Annotated in this window: 27 protein-coding genes, 1 rRNA gene and 3 other annotated features; all 28 genes read right to left on the bottom strand. The window is 47.4% G+C overall.

The window, feature by feature from the left end; translation table 11 throughout:
* Window positions 1-191: 191 nt before the first annotated feature.
* On the bottom strand, window positions 192-788 hold the full coding sequence (locus A0126_RS00480) for a class I SAM-dependent methyltransferase (RefSeq protein WP_088836004.1): 597 nt from the start codon (window positions 786-788) through the stop codon (window positions 192-194).
* Between the two features lie 81 nt (window positions 789-869).
* Window positions 870-1,235, bottom strand: a complete 366-nt coding sequence (gene rplL, locus A0126_RS00475) for a 50S ribosomal protein L7/L12 (protein ID WP_012368999.1) — start codon at window positions 1,233-1,235, stop codon at window positions 870-872.
* 76 nt (window positions 1,236-1,311) lie between these two features.
* The gene (gene rplJ / locus A0126_RS00470) at window positions 1,312-1,818 is read right to left on the bottom strand and encodes a 50S ribosomal protein L10 (RefSeq protein ID WP_029332251.1); all 507 of its coding nucleotides are present in this window, start codon (window positions 1,816-1,818) and stop codon (window positions 1,312-1,314) included.
* Window positions 1,819-1,868: 50 nt separating this feature from the next.
* Window positions 1,869-2,023, bottom strand: a sequence feature (ribosomal protein L10 leader region).
* 54 nt (window positions 2,024-2,077) lie between these two features.
* Window positions 2,078-2,764 (bottom strand): 50S ribosomal protein L1, encoded by a 687-nt coding sequence (rplA, locus tag A0126_RS00465; RefSeq protein WP_029332250.1) that lies wholly within the window; start codon window positions 2,762-2,764, stop codon window positions 2,078-2,080.
* A 117-nt stretch (window positions 2,765-2,881) separates the two neighbouring features.
* On the bottom strand, window positions 2,882-3,307 hold the full coding sequence (rplK, locus tag A0126_RS00460; protein ID WP_012368996.1) for a 50S ribosomal protein L11: 426 nt from the start codon (window positions 3,305-3,307) through the stop codon (window positions 2,882-2,884).
* 149 nt (window positions 3,308-3,456) lie between these two features.
* On the bottom strand, window positions 3,457-4,008 hold the full coding sequence (gene nusG / locus A0126_RS00455) for a transcription termination/antitermination protein NusG (RefSeq protein ID WP_088836003.1): 552 nt from the start codon (window positions 4,006-4,008) through the stop codon (window positions 3,457-3,459).
* 18 nt (window positions 4,009-4,026) lie between these two features.
* Window positions 4,027-4,197 carry a preprotein translocase subunit SecE gene (gene secE, locus A0126_RS00450; protein WP_029332248.1) on the bottom strand — a complete coding sequence of 57 codons (171 nt, stop codon included), beginning with the start codon at window positions 4,195-4,197 and terminating at the stop codon, window positions 4,027-4,029.
* Between the two features lie 44 nt (window positions 4,198-4,241).
* On the bottom strand, window positions 4,242-4,388 hold the full coding sequence (gene rpmG, locus A0126_RS00445; protein ID WP_029332247.1) for a 50S ribosomal protein L33: 147 nt from the start codon (window positions 4,386-4,388) through the stop codon (window positions 4,242-4,244).
* Between the two features lie 156 nt (window positions 4,389-4,544).
* On the bottom strand, window positions 4,545-5,189 hold the full coding sequence (gene sigH, locus A0126_RS00440) for an RNA polymerase sporulation sigma factor SigH (RefSeq protein ID WP_088836002.1): 645 nt from the start codon (window positions 5,187-5,189) through the stop codon (window positions 4,545-4,547).
* A 179-nt stretch (window positions 5,190-5,368) separates the two neighbouring features.
* Window positions 5,369-5,899, bottom strand: a complete 531-nt coding sequence (locus tag A0126_RS00435; protein ID WP_088836001.1) for an NYN domain-containing protein — start codon at window positions 5,897-5,899, stop codon at window positions 5,369-5,371.
* Window positions 5,896-6,657 (bottom strand): 23S rRNA (guanosine(2251)-2'-O)-methyltransferase RlmB, encoded by a 762-nt coding sequence (gene rlmB / locus A0126_RS00430; RefSeq protein ID WP_088838388.1) that lies wholly within the window; start codon window positions 6,655-6,657, stop codon window positions 5,896-5,898. The genes A0126_RS00435 and rlmB overlap by 4 nt, the downstream gene beginning before the upstream one ends.
* 79 nt (window positions 6,658-6,736) lie before the next feature.
* Window positions 6,737-7,141 carry a Mini-ribonuclease 3 gene (locus A0126_RS00425; RefSeq protein WP_088836000.1) on the bottom strand — a complete coding sequence of 135 codons (405 nt, stop codon included), beginning with the start codon at window positions 7,139-7,141 and terminating at the stop codon, window positions 6,737-6,739.
* Window positions 7,138-8,535, bottom strand: coding sequence for a cysteine--tRNA ligase (cysS, locus tag A0126_RS00420; protein ID WP_088835999.1), 1,398 nt, complete (start codon window positions 8,533-8,535; stop codon window positions 7,138-7,140). Before cysS ends, A0126_RS00425 begins: the two co-directional genes overlap by 4 nt.
* Window positions 8,489-9,172: a serine O-acetyltransferase gene (gene cysE / locus A0126_RS00415; protein ID WP_088835998.1), complete on the bottom strand. Its 684-nt coding sequence runs from the start codon at window positions 9,170-9,172 to the stop codon at window positions 8,489-8,491. The genes cysS and cysE overlap by 47 nt, the downstream gene beginning before the upstream one ends.
* A gap of 45 nt (window positions 9,173-9,217) precedes the next feature.
* Window positions 9,218-9,435: a binding site (T-box leader), on the bottom strand.
* Window positions 9,435-10,880, bottom strand: coding sequence for a glutamate--tRNA ligase (gene gltX, locus A0126_RS00410; RefSeq protein ID WP_088835997.1), 1,446 nt, complete (start codon window positions 10,878-10,880; stop codon window positions 9,435-9,437). It overlaps the preceding feature by 1 nt.
* A gap of 44 nt (window positions 10,881-10,924) precedes the next feature.
* Window positions 10,925-11,407, bottom strand: a complete 483-nt coding sequence (gene ispF, locus A0126_RS00405; protein ID WP_029332239.1) for a 2-C-methyl-D-erythritol 2,4-cyclodiphosphate synthase — start codon at window positions 11,405-11,407, stop codon at window positions 10,925-10,927.
* A gap of 2 nt (window positions 11,408-11,409) precedes the next feature.
* Window positions 11,410-12,093, bottom strand: coding sequence for a 2-C-methyl-D-erythritol 4-phosphate cytidylyltransferase (ispD, locus tag A0126_RS00400; RefSeq protein ID WP_088835996.1), 684 nt, complete (start codon window positions 12,091-12,093; stop codon window positions 11,410-11,412).
* Window positions 12,094-12,144: 51 nt separating this feature from the next.
* The gene (locus A0126_RS00395; RefSeq protein WP_088835995.1) at window positions 12,145-13,236 is read right to left on the bottom strand and encodes a PIN/TRAM domain-containing protein; all 1,092 of its coding nucleotides are present in this window, start codon (window positions 13,234-13,236) and stop codon (window positions 12,145-12,147) included.
* A 130-nt stretch (window positions 13,237-13,366) separates the two neighbouring features.
* A complete protein-coding gene (gene radA / locus A0126_RS00390) occupies window positions 13,367-14,743 on the bottom strand; it encodes a DNA repair protein RadA (RefSeq protein ID WP_029332236.1) in 1,377 nt (458 codons plus the stop codon).
* 77 nt (window positions 14,744-14,820) lie between these two features.
* Window positions 14,821-17,268, bottom strand: coding sequence for an ATP-dependent protease ATP-binding subunit ClpC (gene clpC, locus A0126_RS00385; protein WP_088835994.1), 2,448 nt, complete (start codon window positions 17,266-17,268; stop codon window positions 14,821-14,823).
* On the bottom strand, window positions 17,268-18,341 hold the full coding sequence (locus A0126_RS00380; RefSeq protein ID WP_088835993.1) for a protein arginine kinase: 1,074 nt from the start codon (window positions 18,339-18,341) through the stop codon (window positions 17,268-17,270). Before A0126_RS00380 ends, clpC begins: the two co-directional genes overlap by 1 nt.
* Complete coding sequence (locus tag A0126_RS00375) at window positions 18,334-18,762, bottom strand: hypothetical protein (RefSeq protein WP_088835992.1); 429 nt, start codon at window positions 18,760-18,762, stop codon at window positions 18,334-18,336. The genes A0126_RS00380 and A0126_RS00375 overlap by 8 nt, the downstream gene beginning before the upstream one ends.
* A 17-nt stretch (window positions 18,763-18,779) precedes the next feature.
* Window positions 18,780-19,235 (bottom strand): CtsR family transcriptional regulator, encoded by a 456-nt coding sequence (locus tag A0126_RS00370; protein WP_088835991.1) that lies wholly within the window; start codon window positions 19,233-19,235, stop codon window positions 18,780-18,782.
* A gap of 140 nt (window positions 19,236-19,375) precedes the next feature.
* Window positions 19,376-19,491: ribosomal RNA gene (gene rrf / locus A0126_RS00365) — 5S ribosomal RNA — on the bottom strand.
* 59 nt (window positions 19,492-19,550) lie between these two features.
* Window positions 19,551-19,649: a sequence feature (23S ribosomal RNA rRNA prediction is too short), on the bottom strand.
* Between the two features lie 504 nt (window positions 19,650-20,153).
* Window positions 20,154-21,635 carry a lysine--tRNA ligase gene (gene lysS / locus A0126_RS00360; protein WP_157898521.1) on the bottom strand — a complete coding sequence of 494 codons (1,482 nt, stop codon included), beginning with the start codon at window positions 21,633-21,635 and terminating at the stop codon, window positions 20,154-20,156.
* A gap of 170 nt (window positions 21,636-21,805) precedes the next feature.
* Window positions 21,806-22,801, bottom strand: coding sequence for a tRNA dihydrouridine synthase DusB (gene dusB, locus A0126_RS00355; RefSeq protein ID WP_088835990.1), 996 nt, complete (start codon window positions 22,799-22,801; stop codon window positions 21,806-21,808).
* Between the two features lie 31 nt (window positions 22,802-22,832).
* Window positions 22,833-23,330, bottom strand: a complete 498-nt coding sequence (folK, locus tag A0126_RS00350; protein WP_088835989.1) for a 2-amino-4-hydroxy-6-hydroxymethyldihydropteridine diphosphokinase — start codon at window positions 23,328-23,330, stop codon at window positions 22,833-22,835.
* On the bottom strand, window positions 23,327-23,698 hold the full coding sequence (gene folB, locus A0126_RS00345) for a dihydroneopterin aldolase (RefSeq protein WP_088835988.1): 372 nt from the start codon (window positions 23,696-23,698) through the stop codon (window positions 23,327-23,329). Before folB ends, folK begins: the two co-directional genes overlap by 4 nt.
* Between the last annotated feature and the right edge of the window lies 1 nt (window position 23,699).

Raw genomic sequence — 23,699 nt, 5'->3', positions numbered from 1 at the left:
ACGGGTGTAATATCGAACATTGAAGCCATTTTTTGACCGATAAGCGCAAAAAAGCGACGTCTTGTCTACTCAATCATCTGTAGTCGAGAACGCCAGCTACTTTCAACCTGCTTATCCAAAAATCACTCCAATGGCATTTTATAATACTATCATAGACACAACACAAGGTCAACGACAAATCACCCGATTTGTCAAGACCGAATTGATTTAAATATTGAATACCCTTTATCGCGGGTTACTGTCTCGCAAGAACCGAAGACTTCTTCCATCAGTTTCTTCGCTGATGGTCCCCCTTGTTTTTTCTGAATGACGACCCAGAGGGCGCCCCCTACTACGAGGTGATCATAAGCTTCACGTAAAATCCGATGAACAACTGCTTTTCCTGCCCGAATCGGTGGATTCGTCACGATCGCTGCAAATGTCTCATCACCTACGCCAACATACCCGTCACTTACACCGGTCGTCACGGAAACACCATTCGCACGTGCATTTTCAGCCGCTAGTTCAAGTGCCCGTTCGTTAACATCAACGAGTTTCGCGTCACGCCCGGTCGCTTTTGCCAGTGAAATCCCCATCGGTCCATATCCGCAACCGACATCTAGAATCGCACCCGGTACATCCGGCTCAACGAATGCCTCAATCAATAGACGCGAACCAAAGTCGACGCCACCTTTTGAGAACACACCGTGGTCCGATGTGAAGCGGAATGTTTCGCCGCGTAGGACGAACTCCCATGATTTCGGATCTCGTTTTGAGGAGGGATCATTCGTATAATAATGGTCTGCCATGTTTCCTTCCCCTCTCTTGATTAAAGATGAAAACAAAAGAAGCCCGCAAAGCGAGCTTCTTTTGTCTGCGGAAGAAGAAAATTACTTAACTTCTACGCTTGCGCCAGCTTCTTCAAGCTTAGCTTTGATTGCGTCAGCGTCTTCTTTCGAAACGCCTTCTTTAACTGGAGCCGGAGTTCCGTCAACGAGTGCTTTCGCTTCTTTAAGACCGAGGCCTGTCAATTCGCGAACTGCTTTGATGACGTTGATTTTACCAGAACCTGCGCTAGTAAGGATTACGTCGAATTCAGTTTGCTCTTCAGCTGCTGCTGCGCCTGCACCTGCTGCTGCTACTGGAGCTGCTGCTGATACGCCGAATTCTTCTTCGATTGTTTTTACGAGTTCGTTAAGTTCAAGAACAGTCATGCCCTTGAGGTCTTCGATAAATTGCTCTTTGTTGAAAGCCATTATGGTTTTCCTCCTTTGATTTAGCCCACGTTGGGGTTTGAAAAATTGTGTGTTTGCCTATCCCGCTAAGCGGACATTAAGCAGATTGTTCTTCTTTTTGCTCTGCGATTGCGTTCGTTGCCACCGCGAGACCGCGGATTGGCGCTTGAAGCACGCTGAGGAGCATTGAAAGGAGACCTTCGCGTGATGGAAGTTCTGCAAGGGCTTTGACATCTTCTACTGAAGTGACTTTGCCTTCGATGATACCACCTTTAAGTTCGAGAGCCTTGTGTTCTTTAGAGAAGTTGTTCAAGATCTTAGCTGGCGCAATAACGTCTTCATTGCTGAATGCGATCGCACTAGGACCAGTGAATACTTCGTCAAGACCTTCAAGGTTGCTTTGAACTGCTGCGCGGCGAAGGAGACCGTTTTTGTAAACTTTGAATTCAACACCCGCTTCGCGGAGTTGTTTACGAAGTTCAGTGACTTCGTCTACTGTGAGACCACGGTAGTCGACGACGATTGTTCCAGCGCTCGCTTGCATTTTCTCAGCGATCTCAGATACGAGATCCGCTTTGACAGCGATAACTTTTTCGTTTGCCATTTCTGTTGCACCTCCTGGTAAATAAATTGTACCGGCGCGAGGGGCTGCTCGATTTCAAATAAAAAGCCTCCTTCTGCAGGGCAGAGGAGGCGTAATCGTCAAAAAGGATACCTGAACAAACAGGCTCTCTGAGCAAGAACACCTCGGAAGGGTTTAAGCTCAATCGATGAGCACCTTCTGTCTACGGTATGTCGAATATATCAACGTTTTATACTGTAACAGCGTTCTTAGAACGTTGTCAAGTTCGTTTTAGACGAAATTATTTCGCGAAGTCAGCTGAAGATACTTTAACACCAGGACCCATTGTAGAAGCGATCGCGATGTTTTTAAGGTAAACACCTTTAGCAGTAGCAGGCTTAACTTTTACGAGAGTTTCCATAACGGTAGTGATGTTTTCAACCAACTTCTCGTTATCGAATGATTTTTTACCGACAGGAACGTGGATGTTACCTGATTTGTCGACACGGTACTCAACTTTACCAGCTTTGATATCGTTGATTGCTTTTGTGACGTCAAATGTAACAGTTCCTGTTTTCGGGTTAGGCATGAGGCCTTTAGGTCCGAGAACACGACCGAGTTTACCAACTTCACCCATCATGTCAGGTGTCGCAACGATAACATCGAAGTCGAACCATCCTTTTTGGATTTTAGCGATATACTCAGAATCACCAGCGTAATCTGCTCCAGCAGCTTCCGCTTCTTTCAATTTCTCACCTTTCGCGAAGACGAGAACGCGTTGTGTTTTACCAGTACCGTGTGGCAATACGACTGCTCCACGGATTTGTTGATCTGCTTTCTTCGGATCGACTCCGAGACGAACAGCAAGTTCGATCGTTTCATCGAATTTCGCTGTTGCAGACTTTTTAGTTAAGTCTACAGCTTCAGCGAGTTCGTATGAAACCGTACGATCGATAAGTTTAGCAGCTTCTTTGTACTTCTTACCCATTTTAGGTTCCTCCTTTGTGGTTGTGCGGAAAATCCTCCCACATAATGAAAGGGTAGCAAGGCTTCAATTAACTATCCGCCTGCGACCCTCATCGTTGTTCATTGTAATTCGAAAGACTTAGTCTTCGATTACGATACCCATAGAACGTGCAGTACCTTCAACCATCAACATCGCTGTTTCAACAGATGCTGCGTTGAGGTCTGGCATTTTCGTTTCAGCGATTTCGCGAACTTTGTCACGTTTGACAGTCGCTACTTTCTTACGGTTAGGCTCGCCTGAACCGCTCTCGATTCCAGCTGCTTTCTTCAAGAGAACTGCTGCTGGTGGAGTTTTAGTAATAAACGTAAATGAACGATCTTCAAAAACCGTGATGACTACAGGGATAATCAAGCCGGCTTGGTCTTGTGTACGAGCGTTGAACTCTTTACAGAAGCCCATGATGTTCACACCTGCTTGACCGAGTGCCGGTCCAACTGGTGGAGCTGGGTTTGCTTTGCCCGCAGGAATTTGAAGTTTAACTAGTTTCATAACCTTCTTCGCCACGAGACACACCTCCTTAATTCTTTAATGTGGTTTAATTGGACGTTGCGCGTCCTCCCACTCATTCTATTCGACGAGTTATTTATCGAAATAAGCACAACATCAAACAGGAAAAATTGTACCATTAAAACAAAACATTCGCAATAGGAAACTTAATCGATTTTTTCAACTTGTGAAAAATCGAGTTCTACTTTCGTTTCGCGACCGAACATATCTACAGAAACTTTCATTTTTTCTGTTTCTGTATCAAGCTCTTCAACCGTTCCTTCAAGGTTCTCGAAGGCACCCTCTTTGATTCGGACGATTTGACCGAGTGAGTAGTCATAACGACTCTTCATGTCGACAAGTCCCATTGAACCAAGGATGTTTTCAGCTTCTTCAGGAAGAAGCGGCGTCGGTTTCGATCCACCACCCACTGAACCGAGGAATCCGGTTACGTTCGGTGTGTTACGAACAACATACCAAGAATCATCCGTCATGACCATTTCAACGAGGACATACCCCGGGAAAATCTTAACTTCACGCTCTTTGATTTTTGTTTCGCCTTTTTTATTCGTTACTTCTTCCTGTACCGTTTCAATCGGAACGAGTACACGGAAGATTTTCTCGTCCATGTTCATAGACTCGATCCGACGTTCAAGGTTAGCCTTGACGTTGTTTTCGAATCCAGAGTACGTTTGGACGACAAACCACTGTTTATCCATGGTACGCCACCTCTTCTTTTACTTAATCAACCAACTCATGAGTGCGCTGAGACCAGAATCGATACCAAAGATGAAGACGCCCATGAAGATAACCATACCGATTACCGTCAATGTGTACTTCGTCAATTCTTTTCGTTTTGGCCAGCTCGTCTTTTTCAGTTCATTCCATACGTCACGCAAAAATTTCATCGTACTTTCCCTCCAGGATGTATTAAATCGGGATAGATGAAGCCTTATTTCGCTTCTTTATGAATCGTATGCGCGTTACAACGCCGACAGAATTTTTTCAATTCCAAGCGGACTGTGACATCCTCTTTTTTCATCGTCGTATAATCGCGGGCACCGCAAATATCACAAGCAAGGCCTACTTTCTTCGCCATCTCAAAAGACCTCCTTCTTTGCCGCTCTCTCTCTCGAACGGAGGAGATTCCTCCAAAAAAGAGCGTAAAAAAAAACGCCTATGAGCGGCGTCTCGCTAGTAAGGCGCTATTTATACAGTAGCATACGGTAGTCGGATTGGTCAATCCACCTCGCGGTTAGACAATCAACTCACGTGCCTCGAGGTATCGCTCCAGTTTCCGTTTGACACGCTGTAACGCGTTATCAATTGATTTGACGTGGCGATCGAGATCATCCGAAATCTCTTGGTACGTTCTTCCGTCGAGATAAAGTGCCAACACTTTTCGTTCTAAGTCACTAAGGATTTCATCCATCTTCGTTTCGATGTCTGCATACTCTTCTCGGTTGACGATCAAGATTTGCGGATCCGATGGTGCCGTCGAAGTGATGATATCAAGCAACGTCCGTTCAGAAGATTCATCATCATAAATTGGTTTATCAAGCGAGATGTACGAATTGAGAGGAATATGTTTTTGACGGGTCGCCGTCTTGATTGCCGTGATCATTTGCCGTGTGATGCAGAGTTCGGCAAATCCTTTAAAAGAAGCCAACTTATCAGTCCGGTAGTCACGTACTGCTTTGTATAGGCCAATCATACCTTCTTGAATGATATCTTCGCGGTCCGCACCAATCAAAAAATATGACCGGGCCTTCGCACGTACGAAGTTACGATAGCGCTCGATCAAAAATTCAAGGGCATCGCTATTATCGAATACCTTCGCTTGTTCCACAAGCGCCTCATCAGACATGCACTCAAACTGGTCGAACGAAACCAAACTCATCCTTCATCCCTCCAAGCTTCTATGACGAACTAATCAATTGCCTACAATTATACAATAATTTCCTATCCTGCGACAGTGAAAATTGGCATGACCTCTTTTTATCTGTATTTCGCCCTTAAAAAAACCGCCTTCTCGACAGGTACGTCAAGAAAACGGTTTATTTTTAAGGGGAGACCCCCTTACTGATCTGAATTTTTTCTTCTTCGGATTTGTTCAAGCCGTTCGATGACATCTGCCGGCAAATCGATAGTCGACCGCGGTTTCTTGCTCGTCTTCGACATCGTCGTCTGTCCCTGAATGACGGCGACCGCTGCTTTCCAGTCCCGTCTCAACTCTTGTGCCGAGATGCGGAGTGCGCCGAGCGTAAAGATCACCCATTGTTCCGTGAAGTCGTTCGTCGCGACCGTCAGCTTGACACGGATGTCTTGTAACCACTCGGCTGCCGTTTTTTCAATCCATTCGTCAGCAGTTTCATTCTCGCGTGTATAAATGACCTCGAGTCCACTCTTTTTTAAGCGTGACTCGCGCCCCGGCTGAAGATAGGCATCAAAGACGATGGTGACACTAATTCCTGTCACTGCCTGATATTCCGCCATTGCATCGACCAATCGTTCCCGTGCTAATTCAAAATCTTGCTCCCGCAATGTCCGGAATTCCGGCCATGCGCCAATGATATTGTAGCCATCAACGATCAGACGGTCATATTTCATCGCGCGTACGGCTTTCTCGTCCGGTACACTTCATACAATAAGAGTGACGCGGCAACGGAAGCATTGAGTGACGTGACATGGCCCGCCATCGGAAGGTGGACAAGGAAATCACATTTCTCTCGGACGAGGCGACTCATCCCTTTTCCTTCACTACCAATGACGATTCCAAGCGGCATCGTTCCGTCAAGCGTCCGGTAATCATCACTTTCACGCGCATCCGTCCCGACGAACCAAAGCCCTTTTTTCTTGAGGTCTTCCATCGTCCGCGTTAAGTTCGTCACGCGAACGACCGGAATATGCTCGATTGCACCCGTCGATGCTTTTGCGACGACTTGTGTCAATCCGACCGAGCGGCGTTTCGGAATGATGACCCCGTGCGCTCCGACAGCGTCTGCCGTCCGAAGAATCGAACCGAGGTTATGCGGGTCTTCCAGCTCGTCGAGTAAGACGATGAGTGGTGTCTCATCCTTCTTCTCTGCTAGGGCAAAGATATCGTCGAGTTCCGCGTATTCATAGGCGGCAACTGCCGCAACGACACCTTGATGGTTGTCGCTCCCTGTCAGACCATGCAGTTTTGAACGGGGGACGATTTGAATTTGGACATTCGCTTCTTGCGCCATCGCGTGGATGACGGCGAGTGGACCTTTTTGTTGACCTTCCTGGATAAAGAGTTTATTCATTTCGCGTCCACTTCGTAACGCTTCGAGAACGGGATTTCGTCCGTAAAGGAAATCCTGCCCTTCCGCGAGTGGTTCGATGACGACCGGGTCCTCTTGTTTCTTTTCAACACGTTTTCGTTTTTCGCCAGTCTTAGGGCGCTGTCCTTGATCGACTGGGTTATTTTCCGTCTGTCGTTTCGGCTTCGAGTAATTCGAACGCTTGCCCGATGAGTTCTTCAAGACGATCCCCTCCTTCTGAAAGATAAATGTAGCCTAACAATGCTTCGAACGCCGTCGCGTAGCGGTACGTATGGACATCCGTACTTTTTGGTACAGAACCGGACTTCGCATTTTTCCCACGCCGGACGACGGCTTGTTCCTCTTCTGTCAGTGTTCCCTGATTGAGCCAATGTGTAACGACGGTCGCCTGTGCTTGCGCCCGGACATACTGGACCGCTGCTTGATGCAACTCGCCTGGTTTGACGAAACCACGGTCAAGTAGTCGCTCTCTTACATGCATCTCATAAACGACATCTCCCATATAGGCGAGCGCGAGCGCGTTCAATTGTTTATAGTTCTTCATCCGCGCTTCCACCGCATCCCTTGTGCTGTATCTTCAAGCAAGATGCCCTGGTCGCGTAACTGATCGCGGATTTCATCTGCCCGTCCGAAATCACGATTTTTCCGTGCTTCGTTTCGTTCTGTGATCAACTGTTCGACTTCTTCGTCGAGCAGTCCGCGGTCGACCGTCAACGTTACACCTAATACGCCCGACAATTCATTGAAAACGGTCAGGAAGCGCTCAAGAACTTCTTTTGACACTTGTGCTTCTGCAAGATAAAGATTTGCTTCTTTCGATAAATCGAACAAATCCGTTACAGCATTCGCTGTATTGAAGTCATCATCCATCGACGTGATGAAATGTTGCTTGATGTCTTCAATCCGCTTCAACCATTTTTCGTTTGCCGTTCCGAGATCTGCCGTCATCGCGAGACGATGCTCGACGTTTGCGACCGACTCCCGAATTCGCGCGAGACCGTTGACCGCTTGATCAATCAGCTCACGGCTGTAGTTGATCGGATGGCGATACTGAACAGACAGCATGAAGAAGCGTAAGACCATTGGATCGACGACTTGAATCGCTTCATGGACCGTCAAAAAGTTTCCGAGTGATTTCGACATCTTCTCGTTTTCGATGTTGACGAATCCATTGTGCATCCAGTAGTTCGCGAATTTTTGAGAATTGCATGCTTCCGACTGGGCAATTTCATTTTCATGGTGCGGGAATTTCAAGTCTTGTCCACCGGCATGGATATCAATCGTATCGCCAAGGTATTTCTTTGCCATCGCCGAGCACTCGATGTGCCAGCCCGGACGTCCTTCACCCCATGGACTTGTCCAAGACGGTTCGTCCGGCTTAACGGCTTTCCAAAGAACGAAATCGAGTGGATCTTCTTTTTTCTCGCCGACTTCAATCCGCGCGCCCGATTGTAATTCATCAATCGATTGCTGACTCAACTGACCATACGTCTCAAAACTCCGTGTCCGGAAGTAGACATCTCCGCCTGAAGCATAGGCATTCCCTTTTTCAACGAGAACTTTGATGAAGTCGATGATATCATCCATCGTCTCCGTAACGAGCGGATGGACGTCCGCTTGTTGGACGTTCAAAGCGCCCGTATCTGCATGATACGCGGCAATGAAACGTTTCGTTAAGTCATGATAATCTTCACCGAGTTCATTTGCCGTCCGAATGATTTTATCATCGACATCCGTAAAGTTCGAGACGTACTGAACCTCATAACCGCGGTACGTAAAGTAGCGGCGGACTGTATCGAAGACAATTGCCGGGCGGGCATTACCAATGTGGATATAGTTATAGACGGTCGGTCCACAGACGTACATCTTGACCTTACCTTCTTCTAACGGTTTAAATGGTTCCTTTTTTCCGGTCATGCTGTTGTAGAGTTGTATCATTCCGAAGTCCTCCTTTGATTCGTTCAATTTCCCGTTTTAGTTCTTCGATTTCAATTTCAATCCGTTCCTGGCACTCACTAACGGGATCCGGTAGACGGTGATCGAGAGGGGCCTCGACTTTCATTCCGTCCTGGATGACGACACGTCCCGGAATCCCGACGACGGTTGCGTTAGCAGGGACGTCTTTTAGGACGACTGAGCTTGCCCCGATTTTTGATGCATCCCCGACCGAAATATCACCGAGTACACGTGCTCCGGCTGAAACGAGCACGCCATTACCGAGCGTCGGATGACGTTTGCCCGTCTCTTTGCCCGTCCCGCCGAGCGTCACGCCTTGAAAAATCGTCACATCGTCGCCGATGATGGCTGTTTCTCCGATGACGACACCCATCCCATGGTCGATGAAGAAGCGACGACCAATCGTCGCACCCGGATGAATTTCGATCCCTGTCAAGAAGCGGCTGAACTGTGAAATGCTTCGCCCCAGTAACTTTAAGTTCAACTTCCATAACCGATGGGCTACACGGTGCATCCAAATCGCATGTAAGCCGGGGTACGTCAAGATGACTTCAATGCTACTGCGTGCAGACGGGTCTTGGTTGAATACATTGCGAATGTCTTCTCGTATACGTGTCATGTTCAATCTCCTCTCCATAAGAAAAAGCGCCTCCGTGCATCGCTGCACAGAGACGCTAATTAGCGCGGTCCCACTCTGTTTGGACGAATCAATCGTCCCTCTCCGTGTCCGTTAACGCCGGAGATACGTCTACGCCTACTCTCACTGATTTCGGGTAGCACTCAGAGGGGCATTTCATGGCAATTTTCTTCAAGCTCTCGCACCACACAAGCTTGTCTCTGGAGAAGAAACATTGACACTACTTTCCTCATCTACGCTTTATTTATACGTCTAGTCGCGCAAGTACGCGGTCTTTTCCTAATAGTTGAATCGTATTCGGAAGTTCTGGACCATGTGTTTGCCCCGTCGTTGCGACGCGGATTGGCATGAACAGATTTTTTCCTTTTTGACCGGTTGCTTTTTGTGTTGCCTTAATCGATGTTTTGATCGCTTCCGGCGTCCACTCTTCAAGTGTCCGCAATTGGTTCGCGAATTCAGCTAAGACGGTCGGAACCGTTTCGCCACTCAAGACAGTGTTTGCTCCTTCATCATACACCACTTCATCTTCAAAAAACATCTCTGAAAGCTCAACGACTTCCGCTCCGTGTGTCATCTGCTCACGGTAAAGTCCGACGAGGTTCTTCGCCCAGTCGAGTTCTTCTGCTGACGGCTCGTTTGAGACGCGTCCTGCTGCTTGAAGGAATGGAAGACTCGCTTCGAATACTTCTTCGAACGATTGATGTTTCATGTACTGCCCATTGATCCAAGCGAGTTTTTGTTGATCGAAAACAGCTGGACTCTTCGACAGGCGGGACGCATCAAAGATCTCGATGAATTCTTCTTTCGTAAAGATTTCTTGTTCTCCGACCGGCGACCAACCAAGCAACGTCACGAAGTTAAGTAACGCTTCCGGGAGATACCCGAGGTCTTTATACTGCTCGATGTACTGAATGATTGATTGATCACGTTTCGACAGTTTTTTATGCTCTTCGTTGACGATGAGCGTCATGTGACCAAATGTTGGATACTCCCAACCGAACGCATCATAAATCATCATCTGTTTCGGCGTGTTCGAGATGTGGTCGTCTCCACGTAAGACATGGCTGATTGCCATCAAGTGATCGTCGACGACAACGGCGAAGTTATACGTCGGAATCCCGTCTTTTTTGACGATGACCCAGTCCCCGAAGTCTTTTGATTCAAACGATACGTCTTCTTTGACGATATCGTTCCACGTATATGTCACGCTTTCCGGTACACGAATCCGAATCGATGGTGTCCGTCCTTCCGCGACGAATGCGTCTTCTTGTTCTTGCGATAAATCTCGGTGTGCACCTGAATAACGCGGTGCTTCACCACGTGCAATTTGTGCTTCACGTTCCGCCTCAAGTTCTTCCGAGGTCATGTAGCAACGGTAGGCGAGTCCTTTTTCAAGTAACTCGTCTGTGTATTTTTGATAAAGATCAAGCCGTTCCATTTGGAAGTAAGGACCGTAATCGCCACCGCGGCCTGGACCTTCATCCCAATCGATTCCGAGCCACTCGAGGTACTTCATCTGACTTTCAACGCCACCATCAATGTTTCGTTTTTGGTCCGTATCCTCAATCCGTAAAATCATTTTCCCGCCCGCATGACGTGCGAACAAATAGTTGAATAAAGCCGTCCGTGCATTCCCAATATGAAGGTGCCCGGTCGGACTTGGTGCATAACGTACACGTACTTCTGCCATTGCCGATCACTCCTTTAGTCTCAAATTCGCTTAATTAGTATACCTTATTCTTCGATTCGTTTCAGCAGAATCACAGCTTGGCACGCAATTCCTTCTTCACGCCCTGTAAACCCGAGCCATTCCGTTGTCGTCGCTTTGACATTGATCTGCTCGATGTCCGCTTCAAGCAGTTCCGCAATCCGCGCACGCATCGTATCGATGTACGGGCGTAATTTAGGCGCTTGCGCGATGACGGTCGCGTCTAAGTTACTCAATTCATATCCTTTACGCTTGACGAGTGCATAGACATGTTCGAGCAGTTTAGCAGAGTCCGCATCTTTGAACTCAGGATCGGTGTCCGGAAAATGTTTGCCGATATCCCCTTCTGCAATCGCTCCGAGTGCTGCATCCGCAATCGTATGGAGCAAGACGTCCGCATCCGAGTGACCGAGTAATCCTTTCGTATGTGGGATTTCAATCCCACCTAAAATGAGTTTCCGATCTTCTGCGAATGCATGTACATCAAAACCTTGTCCAATTCGAATCATTGTTATTTCCCTCGTTTCATTAAGATCGCTTCACCAAACCATAAATCATCCGGTGTCGTCACTTTAATATTTTCATACTGACCGGTGACGAGCGTCACCTTTCCTCCGTCCCATTCTATCAAACTTGCATCATCTGTACCTAAATAGTGTTCTGCTGCTTTTTGATGGACAGTTCGGATCGTGTCGAGATCGAAGGCTTGCGGTGTTTGAGCTGCCATCAGTTCGTCACGCGGAACCGTTTCGACGATCGTCTCTCCGATGATCCGTTTGACCGTATCTTTGACCGGGACGGCGAGAATCGCTGCTTTGTGCTCGACTGCCGCCGCGACGACGGCATGAATCGCTGTCTGTTCGATGAATGGCCGGGCGCCGTCATGAATCAACACGATACCGGGTGCTTCGATGACTTCCAGTCCGCGTAAGACACTTTCTTGCCGTTCCCGTCCTCCGGCAACAAGGCGTACAGGCGTTGCGTATCGGTCCGTCACTTGCTCAAACCAGACTTGTTCCGCCGGATTGATGGCAAGAATGATTTCTTCACATAAGGGATCGGCTTCAAACACATCGAGTGTCCACTCAATGATTGAACGGTCCCGTAACAGCAGCATCAGTTTATTACGATCTGCGCCCATTCTTTTTCCGGCACCAGCTGCCGGAATGACGACGCGGTATGTCTGTTCTATCACTGCATTCCCTCTTTTCTCATAAGTAAAGACTGCCACAGTTGTGGCAGTCCCTTATTTTTCTTGTGGCTTCGCAAAAATCATCCGTCCAGCAGACGTCTGAAGGACACTCGTCACGACAACACCAATCGTTTTCGAAATCAAGTGTTTACCACCTTCGACGACGACCATCGTGCCATCTTCGAGGTAGGCAATCCCTTGCTTTTGCTCTTTTCCTTCTTTGATGACAAGCACCATCATCTCTTCACCCGGAATCACAACTTGCTTGACGGCATTTGCTAAATCATTGATGTTCAAGACGGGTACGTTCCGGACTTCACACACTTTATTCAAGTTGTAATCGTTCGTAACGACAATTCCTTTCATCAACTCTGCCAGCTTAATCAGTTTGATGTCGACTTCTGGTACATCCTCGAAGTCACCATCATAAATTTCGACTTCCATTCCAGGGATTGATTGGAGTTCTTTTAAGACGTCAAGCCCCCGGCGTCCACGATTTCGTTTTAATGTATCCGATGAATCGGCAATGTATTGAAGTTCCCCAATCACGAACTGCGGAACGATCAGTTTCCCTTCAACAAATCCGGTCTTCGCGATATCTGTGATCCGTCCATCGATGATAACACTCGTATCGAGTACTTTACTGTTTGATTTTGCGACAACAACGGGTTCCGGTGTCGACTTTTTATCCGAGTTACTACTGTTTGACCGTAAAAAGATTTTCGTCAACTCATGCCGTTTGCGATATCCGACCGTAAAGCCGAGGTATCCGAATAAGGCAGTCGCGAAAATGGTTAAGACATTACTAAGCAGCGGAATCCCGACAAGTTCGATCAACATGCTGACGAGAAATGCCATCACGAGACCTAGCAAGAGGCCAAATGTTCCAAAGAATAAATCTGCAGCGGGCGCCTTTACTAGTTTTTCTTCTAAAAATCGGAGAAGTCGAATAACCGCATCCGTAATGAATAATCCAATTAATAAAAATATGAGTGCACCAATCGTTCCGGTTACGTATGTCGTCATCAACCATTCCGGGAAAGTCATCCCTGTCGCCGCTTCAATTAATTGAAATAACTGGGGCAATAACAAGACACCAAGCGCAAGACCGAGTAACGCGAAAAAGATTCGAATGATGATTTTCAATCTTCCCACCTCCTTCTATTATTTTAAGTTCATTGTAACATGTATTTATTTGAATCACCTACGCCTTAAGGTGGGGAAACTGTTTACATATCCATTACAGCCTCCCCATCTTTTCCTACATTTCAGGCGTTTAAAACGGGATGGTTTCGCGTAACGCTTCGTCAACACTTTCGACACCGATGACCGTGATGCCGTCCGGATAGGTCCATCCCCCGAGATTGTTTTTCGGAATGATGGCTCGTGTGAATCCGAGCTTCGCAGCTTCTGCGACGCGTTGCTCAATCCGTGAGACGCGCCGGACTTCTCCCGTCAAACCTACTTCACCAATGACGACATCTGTCGGACGTGTCGGCTTGTCGCGAAAACTCGAGGCAATCGCGACACAGACGGCGAGGTCAATCGCCGGTTCATCGAGCTTGACGCCACCAGCTGCTTTCAAATAGGCATCTTGTGTCTGGAGCAGTAAACCAGATCGTTTCTCAAGCACTGCCATCAGCAAGGCCACCTTGTTTTGGTCAATCCCTGTTGCCATACGGCGTGGATTACCGAATGATGTCGGTGAAATCAGGGCTTGTAACTCAACGAGAACAGTCCGTGTCCCCTCCATCGAAGCAACGATTGTCGAACCCGATACACCGGACGTCCGCTCCTCGAGGAAGATTTCCGATGGATTCAAGACTTCTTCTAAACCAGACTCCCGCATTTCAAAGATTCCAATCTCGTTCGTCGAACCAAACCGGTTTTTGACGGCACGGAGGATCCGGAACGTATGGTGACGTTCCCCTTCGAAGTACAGGACGGCATCGACCATGTGTTCGAGCAAACGAGGTCCGGCAATCGAACCTTGTTTCGTGACGTGACCGACGATAAAGATGGCAATGCCGCGACTCTTCGCGATTTTCATCAGCATCGCCGTACATTCACGTACTTGCGTGACGCTACCAGGGGCAGACTGAATTTCATCGATATAGACCGTTTGAATCGAGTCGATGATTAAAAAGCCTGGTTTTTCTTCGTCGACGACCCGCTCAATCATATTCATGTCCGTTTCACTGAGCACGAATAAGTCTTGAGTCGGTAAACCGAGCCGTTCAGCGCGGAGTTTTGTCTGTTTGAGCGATTCCTCACCTGAGATATAGAGGACTTTTTCGCCGCGTTGTGCAAGGCGCGCACTTGTCTGTAACAGAATCGTCGATTTCCCAATCCCCGGGTCACCTCCGACGAGGACCATCGATCCGGGCACAATCCCGCCGCCGAGCACACGGTCAAATTCACTACTCCCCGTGAAGACACGACTTTCTTCTTGTGAGACGATATTTGCGAGACGTTCCGGTTTCAATTGTTTCGTCGTCGTATGGACAAAAGCGGAACCGCGTCGTGCTTTCTTCTCCTCGACGACTTCTTCGACCATCGTATTCCATTCCCCACAGCCGGAGCAGCGTCCCATCCATTTCGGTGACTCCGTCCCACAGCTTTGGCAAACAAATTTCGTCTTCATTTTAGCCACTCTGTTCATCCTTTCTCTATCCAAGAAAAAGCCCAGCTTTCGCTTCGTACTTGCGAAAGCTGGACCCTGTTGATCACTTATTCTGTCGTTGCCGGTTCCACTTGGTGGCGGCGGACGATGAATTCATCGTTTTCTACATCAAGTGCAACACGTTCTCCTTTTTGAATGTCTCCCGCAAGCAATGCTTCCGACAAACGATCCTCAGCTTCTCGTTGAAGTGCACGACGGATTGGGCGAGCTCCGTATTCTGGGTCGTATCCGATGTCGGCAATCTTCGAAAGCGCGGCAGGTGTCAATTCAAAGTGAACCTGTTGTTCCGCAAGGCGTTTTTCGAGAGTCTTCGCCATGAGTTTGACGATTTCTTCGATGTGTTTTTTCTCAAGTGAGTGGAAGACGATCGTTTCGTCAATCCGGTTCAAGAACTCAGGACGGAAGGCTTTCTTCAGTTCGTCCATCACTTTCCCCTTCATGTCTTTGTATTCGCGGTCCGTATCGTCCGACACTGTGAACCCGACGTATTTATTCCGTTTGAGGGCACTTGCACCGACGTTCGACGTCATGACGATGATCGTATTACGGAAATCGACTGTCCGGCCTTTTGAATCCGTAAGACGTCCATCATCGAGCACTTGAAGCAAGATGTTGAAGACTTCAGGGTGAGCTTTTTCAATTTCATCAAGCAAGATGACGGAGTACGGTTTACGGCGTACTTTTTCAGTCAATTGACCGCCTTCTTCATATCCGACATATCCAGGAGGTGAACCGACGAGTCGGCTTGTTGCATGTTTCTCCATGTATTCTGACATGTCGATTCGGATGATGGCATCCTCGTCACCAAACATCGATTCTGCGACGGCACGGGCAAGCTCTGTTTTACCGACACCCGTTGGACCGAGGAAGATGAATGAACCGATTGGACGTTTAGGATCTTTGAGTCCGGCACGTGCGCGACGGATTGCTTTTGAGATTGATTTGACCGCTTCATTTTGACCGATGACCCGACTATGAAGAATTTCTTCGAGACGGAGCAAACGATCGGTTTCTTCTTCAGCGATTTTCGTTACGGGTACGCCCGTCCAGCTCGCGACGACCTGCGCGATATCATCTTTTGTGACTTCAAGCTTCTCATTGCCTTGTTTGTTCTGCCATTCTTCTTTTAAGCGCTCGAGCTCATCGCGAAGTTTTTGCTCTGTGTCGCGTAAGCTTGCTGCTTTTTCGAATTCTTGGCTTTGGACGGCTTCGTCTTTATCTTTTCGGATGCCTTCAAGTTTTGCTTCGACTTCTTTTAAGTTCGGTGGTGCTGTATATGAACGAAGACGAACTTTTGAAGCTGCTTCGTCAATCAAGTCGATTGCTTTATCCGGTAGGAAACGGTCTGAGATGTAACGGTCAGAAAGCGTCACCGCTTCTTGAATCGCTTCATCCGTGATCGTGACACGGTGGTGGGCTTCATAACGGTCACGAAGACCAAACAAGATTTGTGTTGCTTCGTTCGCTGTTGGTTCAGCGACTTGAATTGGTTGGAAACGACGCTCAAGCGCTGCATCTTTTTCGATATATTTGCGGTATTCGTCAAGTGTCGTCGCACCGATACATTGGAGTTCACCGCGCGCGAGTGATGGTTTTAAAATGTTTGACGCATCGATTGCGCCTTCTGCTCCACCTGCACCAATCAATGTGTGCAATTCGTCGATGAAGAGAATGATGTTTCCAGCTTGACGGATTTCATCCATGACCTTTTTCAAACGGTCTTCGAACTCACCACGGTATTTCGTCCCGGCGACGAGCGTCCCCATGTCGAGAACCATGACGCGTTTATTCCGTAACGTTTCCGGCACTTCATTGTTGATGATTTGTTGAGCGAGTCCTTCGACGACAGCTGTTTTACCAACACCTGGCTCCCCAATCAAAACCGGGTTGTTTTTCGTCCGACGACTCAAGACTTCGATGACACGTTGAATTTCTTTTGCGCGTCCGATGACTGGGTCGAGACGTGTCTCACGTGCTTGTTGCGTCAAGTCGCGTGCCAAGCCATCTAGCGTTGGCGTCGCGACGCCTGAGCCTGCTTGTGATGCGTTAGCTGTCGTTTCGCTGTTCCCAAGCAGTTGCAATACTTGCTGACGTGCTTTAGAAAGACTGATTCCAAGGTTGTTTAAGACGCGTGCCGCAACACCTTCACCTTCACGAATCAAGCCGAGTAAGAGGTGCTCCGTGCCGACATACGAATGACCGAGCTTACGTGCTTCATCCATTGAAAGTTCGATGACTTTTTTTGCGCGCGGCGTATAGTGAATCGTCGTCGCACCATCTTGTCCACGACCGATCAATGCTTCGACTTCCATTTGAATTTTATCTGAACTGAGTCCGAGTGCTGTTAAAGCTTTCGCAGCAATCCCGTCTCCTTCACGTACAAGCCCGAGTAAAATATGTTCTGTCCCGATATTATGGTGTCCGAGTCGTACTGCTTCTTCCTGTGCAAGTGCGAGTACGCGTTGGGCACGTTCTGTGAATCGTCCAAACATCATTACGCAAAACCTCCTTGTGTGTGATCCCTGTGTTTCTGTTCGGTTAACATCTGACGAATCACATTCGCTCGCTCGATGTCCCGTTCTCTTGTTGTTAATTGATTCCCGAAATGCTTTTGTAGAAAACCTGTTTGTAAGGATACAAGTAAATGATGAAACACATTCGGTGCGAGATTGACAGCTAATCCTAGCCCATCTGCTAAGCGAACATCGGATAGACGTTCCGTTGCTTCTCGTGCCGTAATTAAACGGGCGGATGTTAAAATGCCATACGACCGGTATAACCGGTCTTCTAGTTCTTCTTGATACATCTCCATTAATCCTTTTCTTGCGGCCTGTTCTGCCTCAATTAATGCTTCAACAGCAAAAAGATAATCCGTAATCAGCATATCTTCACTCGCTCCAAGAGTCCGTTGATTCGACAGTTGAAACATCCGCCCAGAGGCGTCGCTGCCTTCACCATACCGGCCACGAATCGCAAAACCAAGCTGTCTCAAGTGCTTGACGTATCCTTGAATTTGATTCGTCAAGACAAGTCCAGGTAGATGCAGCATGACAGAAGCGCGAAGTCCCGTCCCGACATTGCTCGGACAGGTTGTCAAATAACCGAGTGCATCATCAAAGGCAATCTTAAAACGTTCACTAATCAATTGATCGACTTGTTTCGCGATCCGAAAAGCTTCTTCGAGTTGTAGACCCGGAAACAATGTTTGAATCCGGAAATGATCTTCTTCATTCACCATGACGCTAATCTGTTCATCTTCACTAATGAACAATCCCGTCCGTGGATGGGATGCAAGTGCGGGACTGATTAAGTGTTTTTCCACTAAAGCAGTCCGTGTCAGCGCATCCGCCTGGTCGACCCGTCCAAATCGGAATCCTTTTAGTCCACTCAACTGGCGTTCCGTTTCATCAATCAGTTCATTCGCCTCTTTTTCCGACAGCATCGTCGAGAACGGATATTGCATCGCATTTCGAGCTAAACGAATCCGTGTCGAGACGACGATGTCATCATAAGGGGCTTGTTGATTCATTTTTTCACTTAAAGGATGCGTCAATAATTCTTTAAACATGGCGCAAATCCTCCTCGACGCTAACAATCTGTTGTTTAATCAGTTCAGCTTCTTCGTAATCTTCTGACAAGACCTTCCGATTGAGTTGTTCTTTTAACCGGCTTAACTGTTGCTTCAAACGCTTTTCGACTGATTCTTCATCAGGGCGTGATCCATAATGTTTGGAGTGGCCATGCTGGAATTGACGGACCATTCCATCGACTTCATCCTTAAATACGGTGTAACACGTCGCACAACCAACTTTTCTCAAATGCAACAACTGTTGTCGTGTCATACCACAAGAAGGACACGTTGTACCTTGATACTCGCGCGCAAGCTCTCGGACACATACAGAACATAAAACACGCTCTGCTCCTTCCGTTTCTTGTGGAAGTTTGACACGTACGATTGCCTCGCGCTCTAAACAACGTTGACATCGCATATGGCATTCCTCCAATGCTACAATCGCTTGATGGTTTGGAGAAGTGATTGCATCAGATGCGCTCGCATCCGGTGTTGATCTTCTACATCCATCGGTAGACTTTCTTTTCGTAACAACGCTTGGATGATAATCGCTTCACGTCGCGTTAATAATTGTTCATTCATTAATCGAATCAAATAATCTTCAGCAGCCTGTTCGGTTAATTGATCACCGACCCAGGCACTCATCTCGTCTAAGAGATCGTGACTATCTAGCAAAACGATTTTCTGAATCCGGATATACCCTCCACCACCACGCTTACTTTCGACAAAATAGCCTTTTTCGACTGTAAAACGTGTGTTGATGACATAATTGATTTGGGAAGGGACACAATCAAAACGCTGGGCAATTTCTTGACGTTTGATTTCAACTTTTGTTTCATCATTTAAGATTTGTTTTAAATAGGCTTCGATGATATCTGTGATGTTTTGCATGGGCACCACCTCTCTGACCATCTTTGACTATTGTTTGATTTAATAGTAATCATCTTAAAAGTGAATTGCAAATAATTTAACTCTAAATGAACATACACAAAAAGACCGACCTGCAAGATGCAGATCGGTCCTTTTCAATTGCCTGGCAACGTCCTATCCTCACAGGGGGAAGCCCCCAACTACTTTCGGCGTTCAAGTGCTTAACTTCCGTGTTCGGCATGGGAACGGGTGTGACCACTTGGCTATCGTCACCAGACGACAGGGCTCGCGCCCTCAAAACTGAAGTCATCAACAATCATCTGCTAGAACAAGGCCTCGACCGATTAGTATCACTCAGCTCCGCATGTCACCATGCTTCCACCCGTGACCTATCTACCTCATCGTCTCTGAGGGGTCTTTCTTGATTACTCAAAGGGAAATTTCCCTCCGAAGAGTTCCGTGAGCTTCCTGCGCTCGACTTGCATGTATTAGGCACGCCGCCAGCGTTCGTCCTGAGCCAGGATCAAACTCTCCATAAAGTGTTTGACTTGCTCGTTTTTGTGACTAAGAGTCACGTTGACGAAGCTTGCGCTTCATTCATTGTTTGTATCCGAAGATACGTTTTTTGCCTCATCGTTCAGTTTTCAAAGTTCGTCGTGTCGTTTTCAGCGACTTTAATATCTTACCAAGTTATCAACACAATTGTCAACAACTTTTTTTGATATTTTTTTCGGTGTGTCACAACCATTTGCGGCACAAGAAATAATATACCATGGCTTTTTCGATTGTACAAGCATTTTATTAGAAAAACATTTAAAAAGATTATTTACCCGTTTTATTGCTGATTGATTCCAATTCATCATGTCTTTTCGAGCCTTCATTTTTCATAATAAAGCTCCCTCTCTACTATATATAGAAGAAAGGGAGCAAACGTGTTTGTTAGTTTTGTTGGTGGCGCATCGTTGGGAATAAGAGAACGTCACGAATCGATGGTGCGTTTGTTAGCAACATGACAAGGCGATCGATTCCGATTCCAAGTCCACCTGTTGGCGGCATTCCGTATTCCAATGCTTCGATGAAATCATTATCCATCTCGTGTGCCTCATCATTTCCAGCTTCCTTTTCAACAAGCTGTGCTTCGAAACGTTCACGTTGGTCGATTGGATCGTTTAACTCCGTGAAGGCATTCGCATGTTCACGACGCACGATGAATAATTCGAAACGATCCGTAAAGCGTGGATCTTCTGGGTTTTTCTTCGCGAGTGGTGAAATTTCAACTGGGTGACCATAAACGAAAGTCGGTTGAACGAGTGTCTCCTCGATTTTTTGTTCGAAGAATTCATTTAAGATATGCCCCGTCGACATATGTGACTGAACTTCGATTCCGTGTTCATGGGCAAGTTCGTGGGCCCGCTCTTTCGAAATATCATCAAAGAAATTGATTCCTGTCGCTTCTTTAACGAGATCTGCCATATGGGCACGTTTCCAACCAACCGTTAAATCGATGACGTCTTCGCCATACGTAACTTTTGTTGTCCCAAGTACTTCTTGAGCGACGTGAGCAATCAGGTTTTCTGTTAAATCCATGATATCTTCATAGTCCGCATATGCCTCATACAACTCAATCATCGTGAACTCTGGGTTATGGCGTGTTGAAATTCCTTCATTTCGGAAGACACGACCAATTTCATATACTTTTTCGAGTCCACCGACGATAAGACGTTTTAGGTGCAACTCAATCGCGATTCGCATGTAAAGCGTCATATCAAGAGCATTGTGGTGCGTGATGAACGGACGGGCAGATGCTCCACCTGCGATTGTGTGTAACATCGGTGTTTCGACTTCCAAGTAGCCGAGACTATCGAGGTATTGACGGATGCCTCGAATTACTTTGCTTCGGGCGATGAATGTCTCCCGTGATTCCGTATTTGTAATGAGATCGAGGTAACGTTGACGGTACCGTTGTTCTACATCTTTTAATCCATGATATTTATCTGGAAGCGGACGAAGTGCTTTCGTCAACAATGTAAACGACGTGACATGGACTGATAACTCGCCGACGTTCGTTTTAAAGACATAACCACTGATTCCGATGATATCACCTAAATCACATGTCTTGTAAATTTCATACGCTGCTTCTCCGACATCGTCTTTCCGGACATATAACTGAATTTGACCTGTCACATCCTGAACGTTCGTAAATCCAACTTTCCCTTTACGGCGTGTTGTCATGACACGTCCCGCAATCGTTACTTCCGGTTTTAATTCAGCTAATTCCTCTTTTTCGTTCTCGCCGTAAGCTGAACGAATGCTTGCTGTATCCGTTGACCGTTCAAAACGAGCACCGAACGGGTCGAGTCCTTGCTCACGCATCGCGTTCATCTTACCGAGACGCACCTGCATTTGATCATTCATTTCCATGTCCTGACTCACTGTATTCACTCCTTCTAAAAATTGTTCACGACGGTCTTCATCATTCTGCATCAAAAAGCTGCCGGCATGACCGACAGCACCTTGAAAAAAACCGATTCGCTCATCTTTAATGCAATTAGCGTACCATAAAACGGGTAATGCCGACTATACTTTACCTGTCACGCATGTACTACGGTTGTTTCCAAGGTTTCGACATACTGACGTAACAACTCTTGAAGACCGGCATGGGTATCAATATCGAATAAGGCTTTTCGGACTTGCCCGTTCCCACTTAATCCTTTGAGATACCACGCGACGTGGGTACGCATTTCACGAACGGCTAGTTTCTCACCCTTCAGTGCAACGAGTCGTGCCGCATGCAACAAGCAAATATCAATCTTTTCACGTGGTGTCGGCTCGGCTGGTAACGTCCCGGATTCGAGATACTGGATGGTCTGATAGAGCATCCATGGATTGCCGAGCGCCGCCCGACCAATCATCACACCATCTACACCGATTTCATCAATCATCCGTTGCGCGTCTTGCGGCGTTTGCACATCACCGTTTCCGATGATCGGAATCTGCACTGCCCGTTTTGCTTCCCCGATGATGTTCCAGTCCGCAACGCCCTCATACTTTTGCGAACGGGTCCGCCCGTGAATAGCAACCGCCTTTGCTCCACCCGCTTCCGCTGCCCGGACATTATCGACACAATAAATATGATGACTGTCCCAGCCTGTCCGCATCTTGACCGTGACGGGCTTCTCGACCGCTTGCGATACAGCATGAACCATTTCATATACTTTATCGGGATCAAGCAACCATTTTGCACCGGCATCACATTTCGTGACTTTTGGAACCGGGCATCCCATGTTGATGTCAATGATATCCGCATTCGTGTTGGCATCGACATACTGTGCCGCCTTTACGAGTGTCTCCTTCGATCCGCCGTAAATCTGCAGACTGAGCGGCTTTTCGCGTTCGTCGACATACAGCATCTCTAACGTCCGTTCATTTTCATACAAAATCCCTTTATCGCTGACCATTTCCGCACAGACGAGTCCTGCCCCGAATTCTTTTGCAATCAAACGAAACGCAGGATTGCAGACGCCCGCCATCGGTGCGAGGATGACACGATTGTTCAGTTCGACGTCACCAATCTTAAAACCTGACATGTAGCGCTCTTCCTCTCTTCTTCAATACCCTCTATTCCTTCACGATTCGTCTGACGCCCGCTCGTTCCGTTTCCGGTAGTTGCGCGTAGAGTTCCTCGACCGTCCTCTTTAAATGCGGTACCTCATATTGCGGATTCAATTCCTGCAACGGCGCGAGGACAAATGCCCGCTCTTGCATCCGTGGATGCGGCACCGTTAATCCTTCTGAATGTATATCATCTGTATTATAAAGGATGATGTCAAGGTCTAACGTTCTCGGTCCATTCTTGAACAATCGCTTCCGTCCTTCTTGGCGTTCGATGCCCTGCAAGTGCTCGAGCAACACCTCCGCGGACCAACTCGTCTCAAGTTCGACGACCATGTTGTAGAATAAATCTTGATCGAGGTAACCGACAGGAACGGTCTCATAAATCGAGGACGGGCGAATCGCTTGAATCTCCGGGTACGCCGTCATCGCTTCAATTGCAGCATGTAAGTGCCCGGCCTTATCCCCGATGTTCGACCCAAGGGCGATGTAAGCACGGTTCATGCATAATCCCCCCGAACCCGATTGATTTCTACCGCGACATGCTCATAGTGCCCTGCGATCGGTGGATCAGGTTTGATGACTTTGACGGTCGCTTCCAAAATTCGTGGATCGAGCAAAAAGACGTGTCGGACGATTCGGTCCGCGAGCGCCTCGACCAACTGAACGGCCTCCCCTTCGACGACATGTTTCGTCGCTTCATAGAGTTCCGCATAATTGACACTTTCCCGTAAATCGTCCGTCTCGCCGGCGCGTGATAAATCAAGTCCGATGGATAAATCCACATTAAAGCGCTGTCCTAACTTCGTTTCTTCTGCGAACACTCCATGATAACCATAAAAACGCATCCCTGAAACGTGTATGCGATCCATC

Source organism: Exiguobacterium sp. N4-1P, assembly GCF_002214325.1.
The sequence above is the reverse complement of the archived record's forward strand: the minus strand, read 5'-3'. Positions and strand labels throughout refer to the sequence as shown.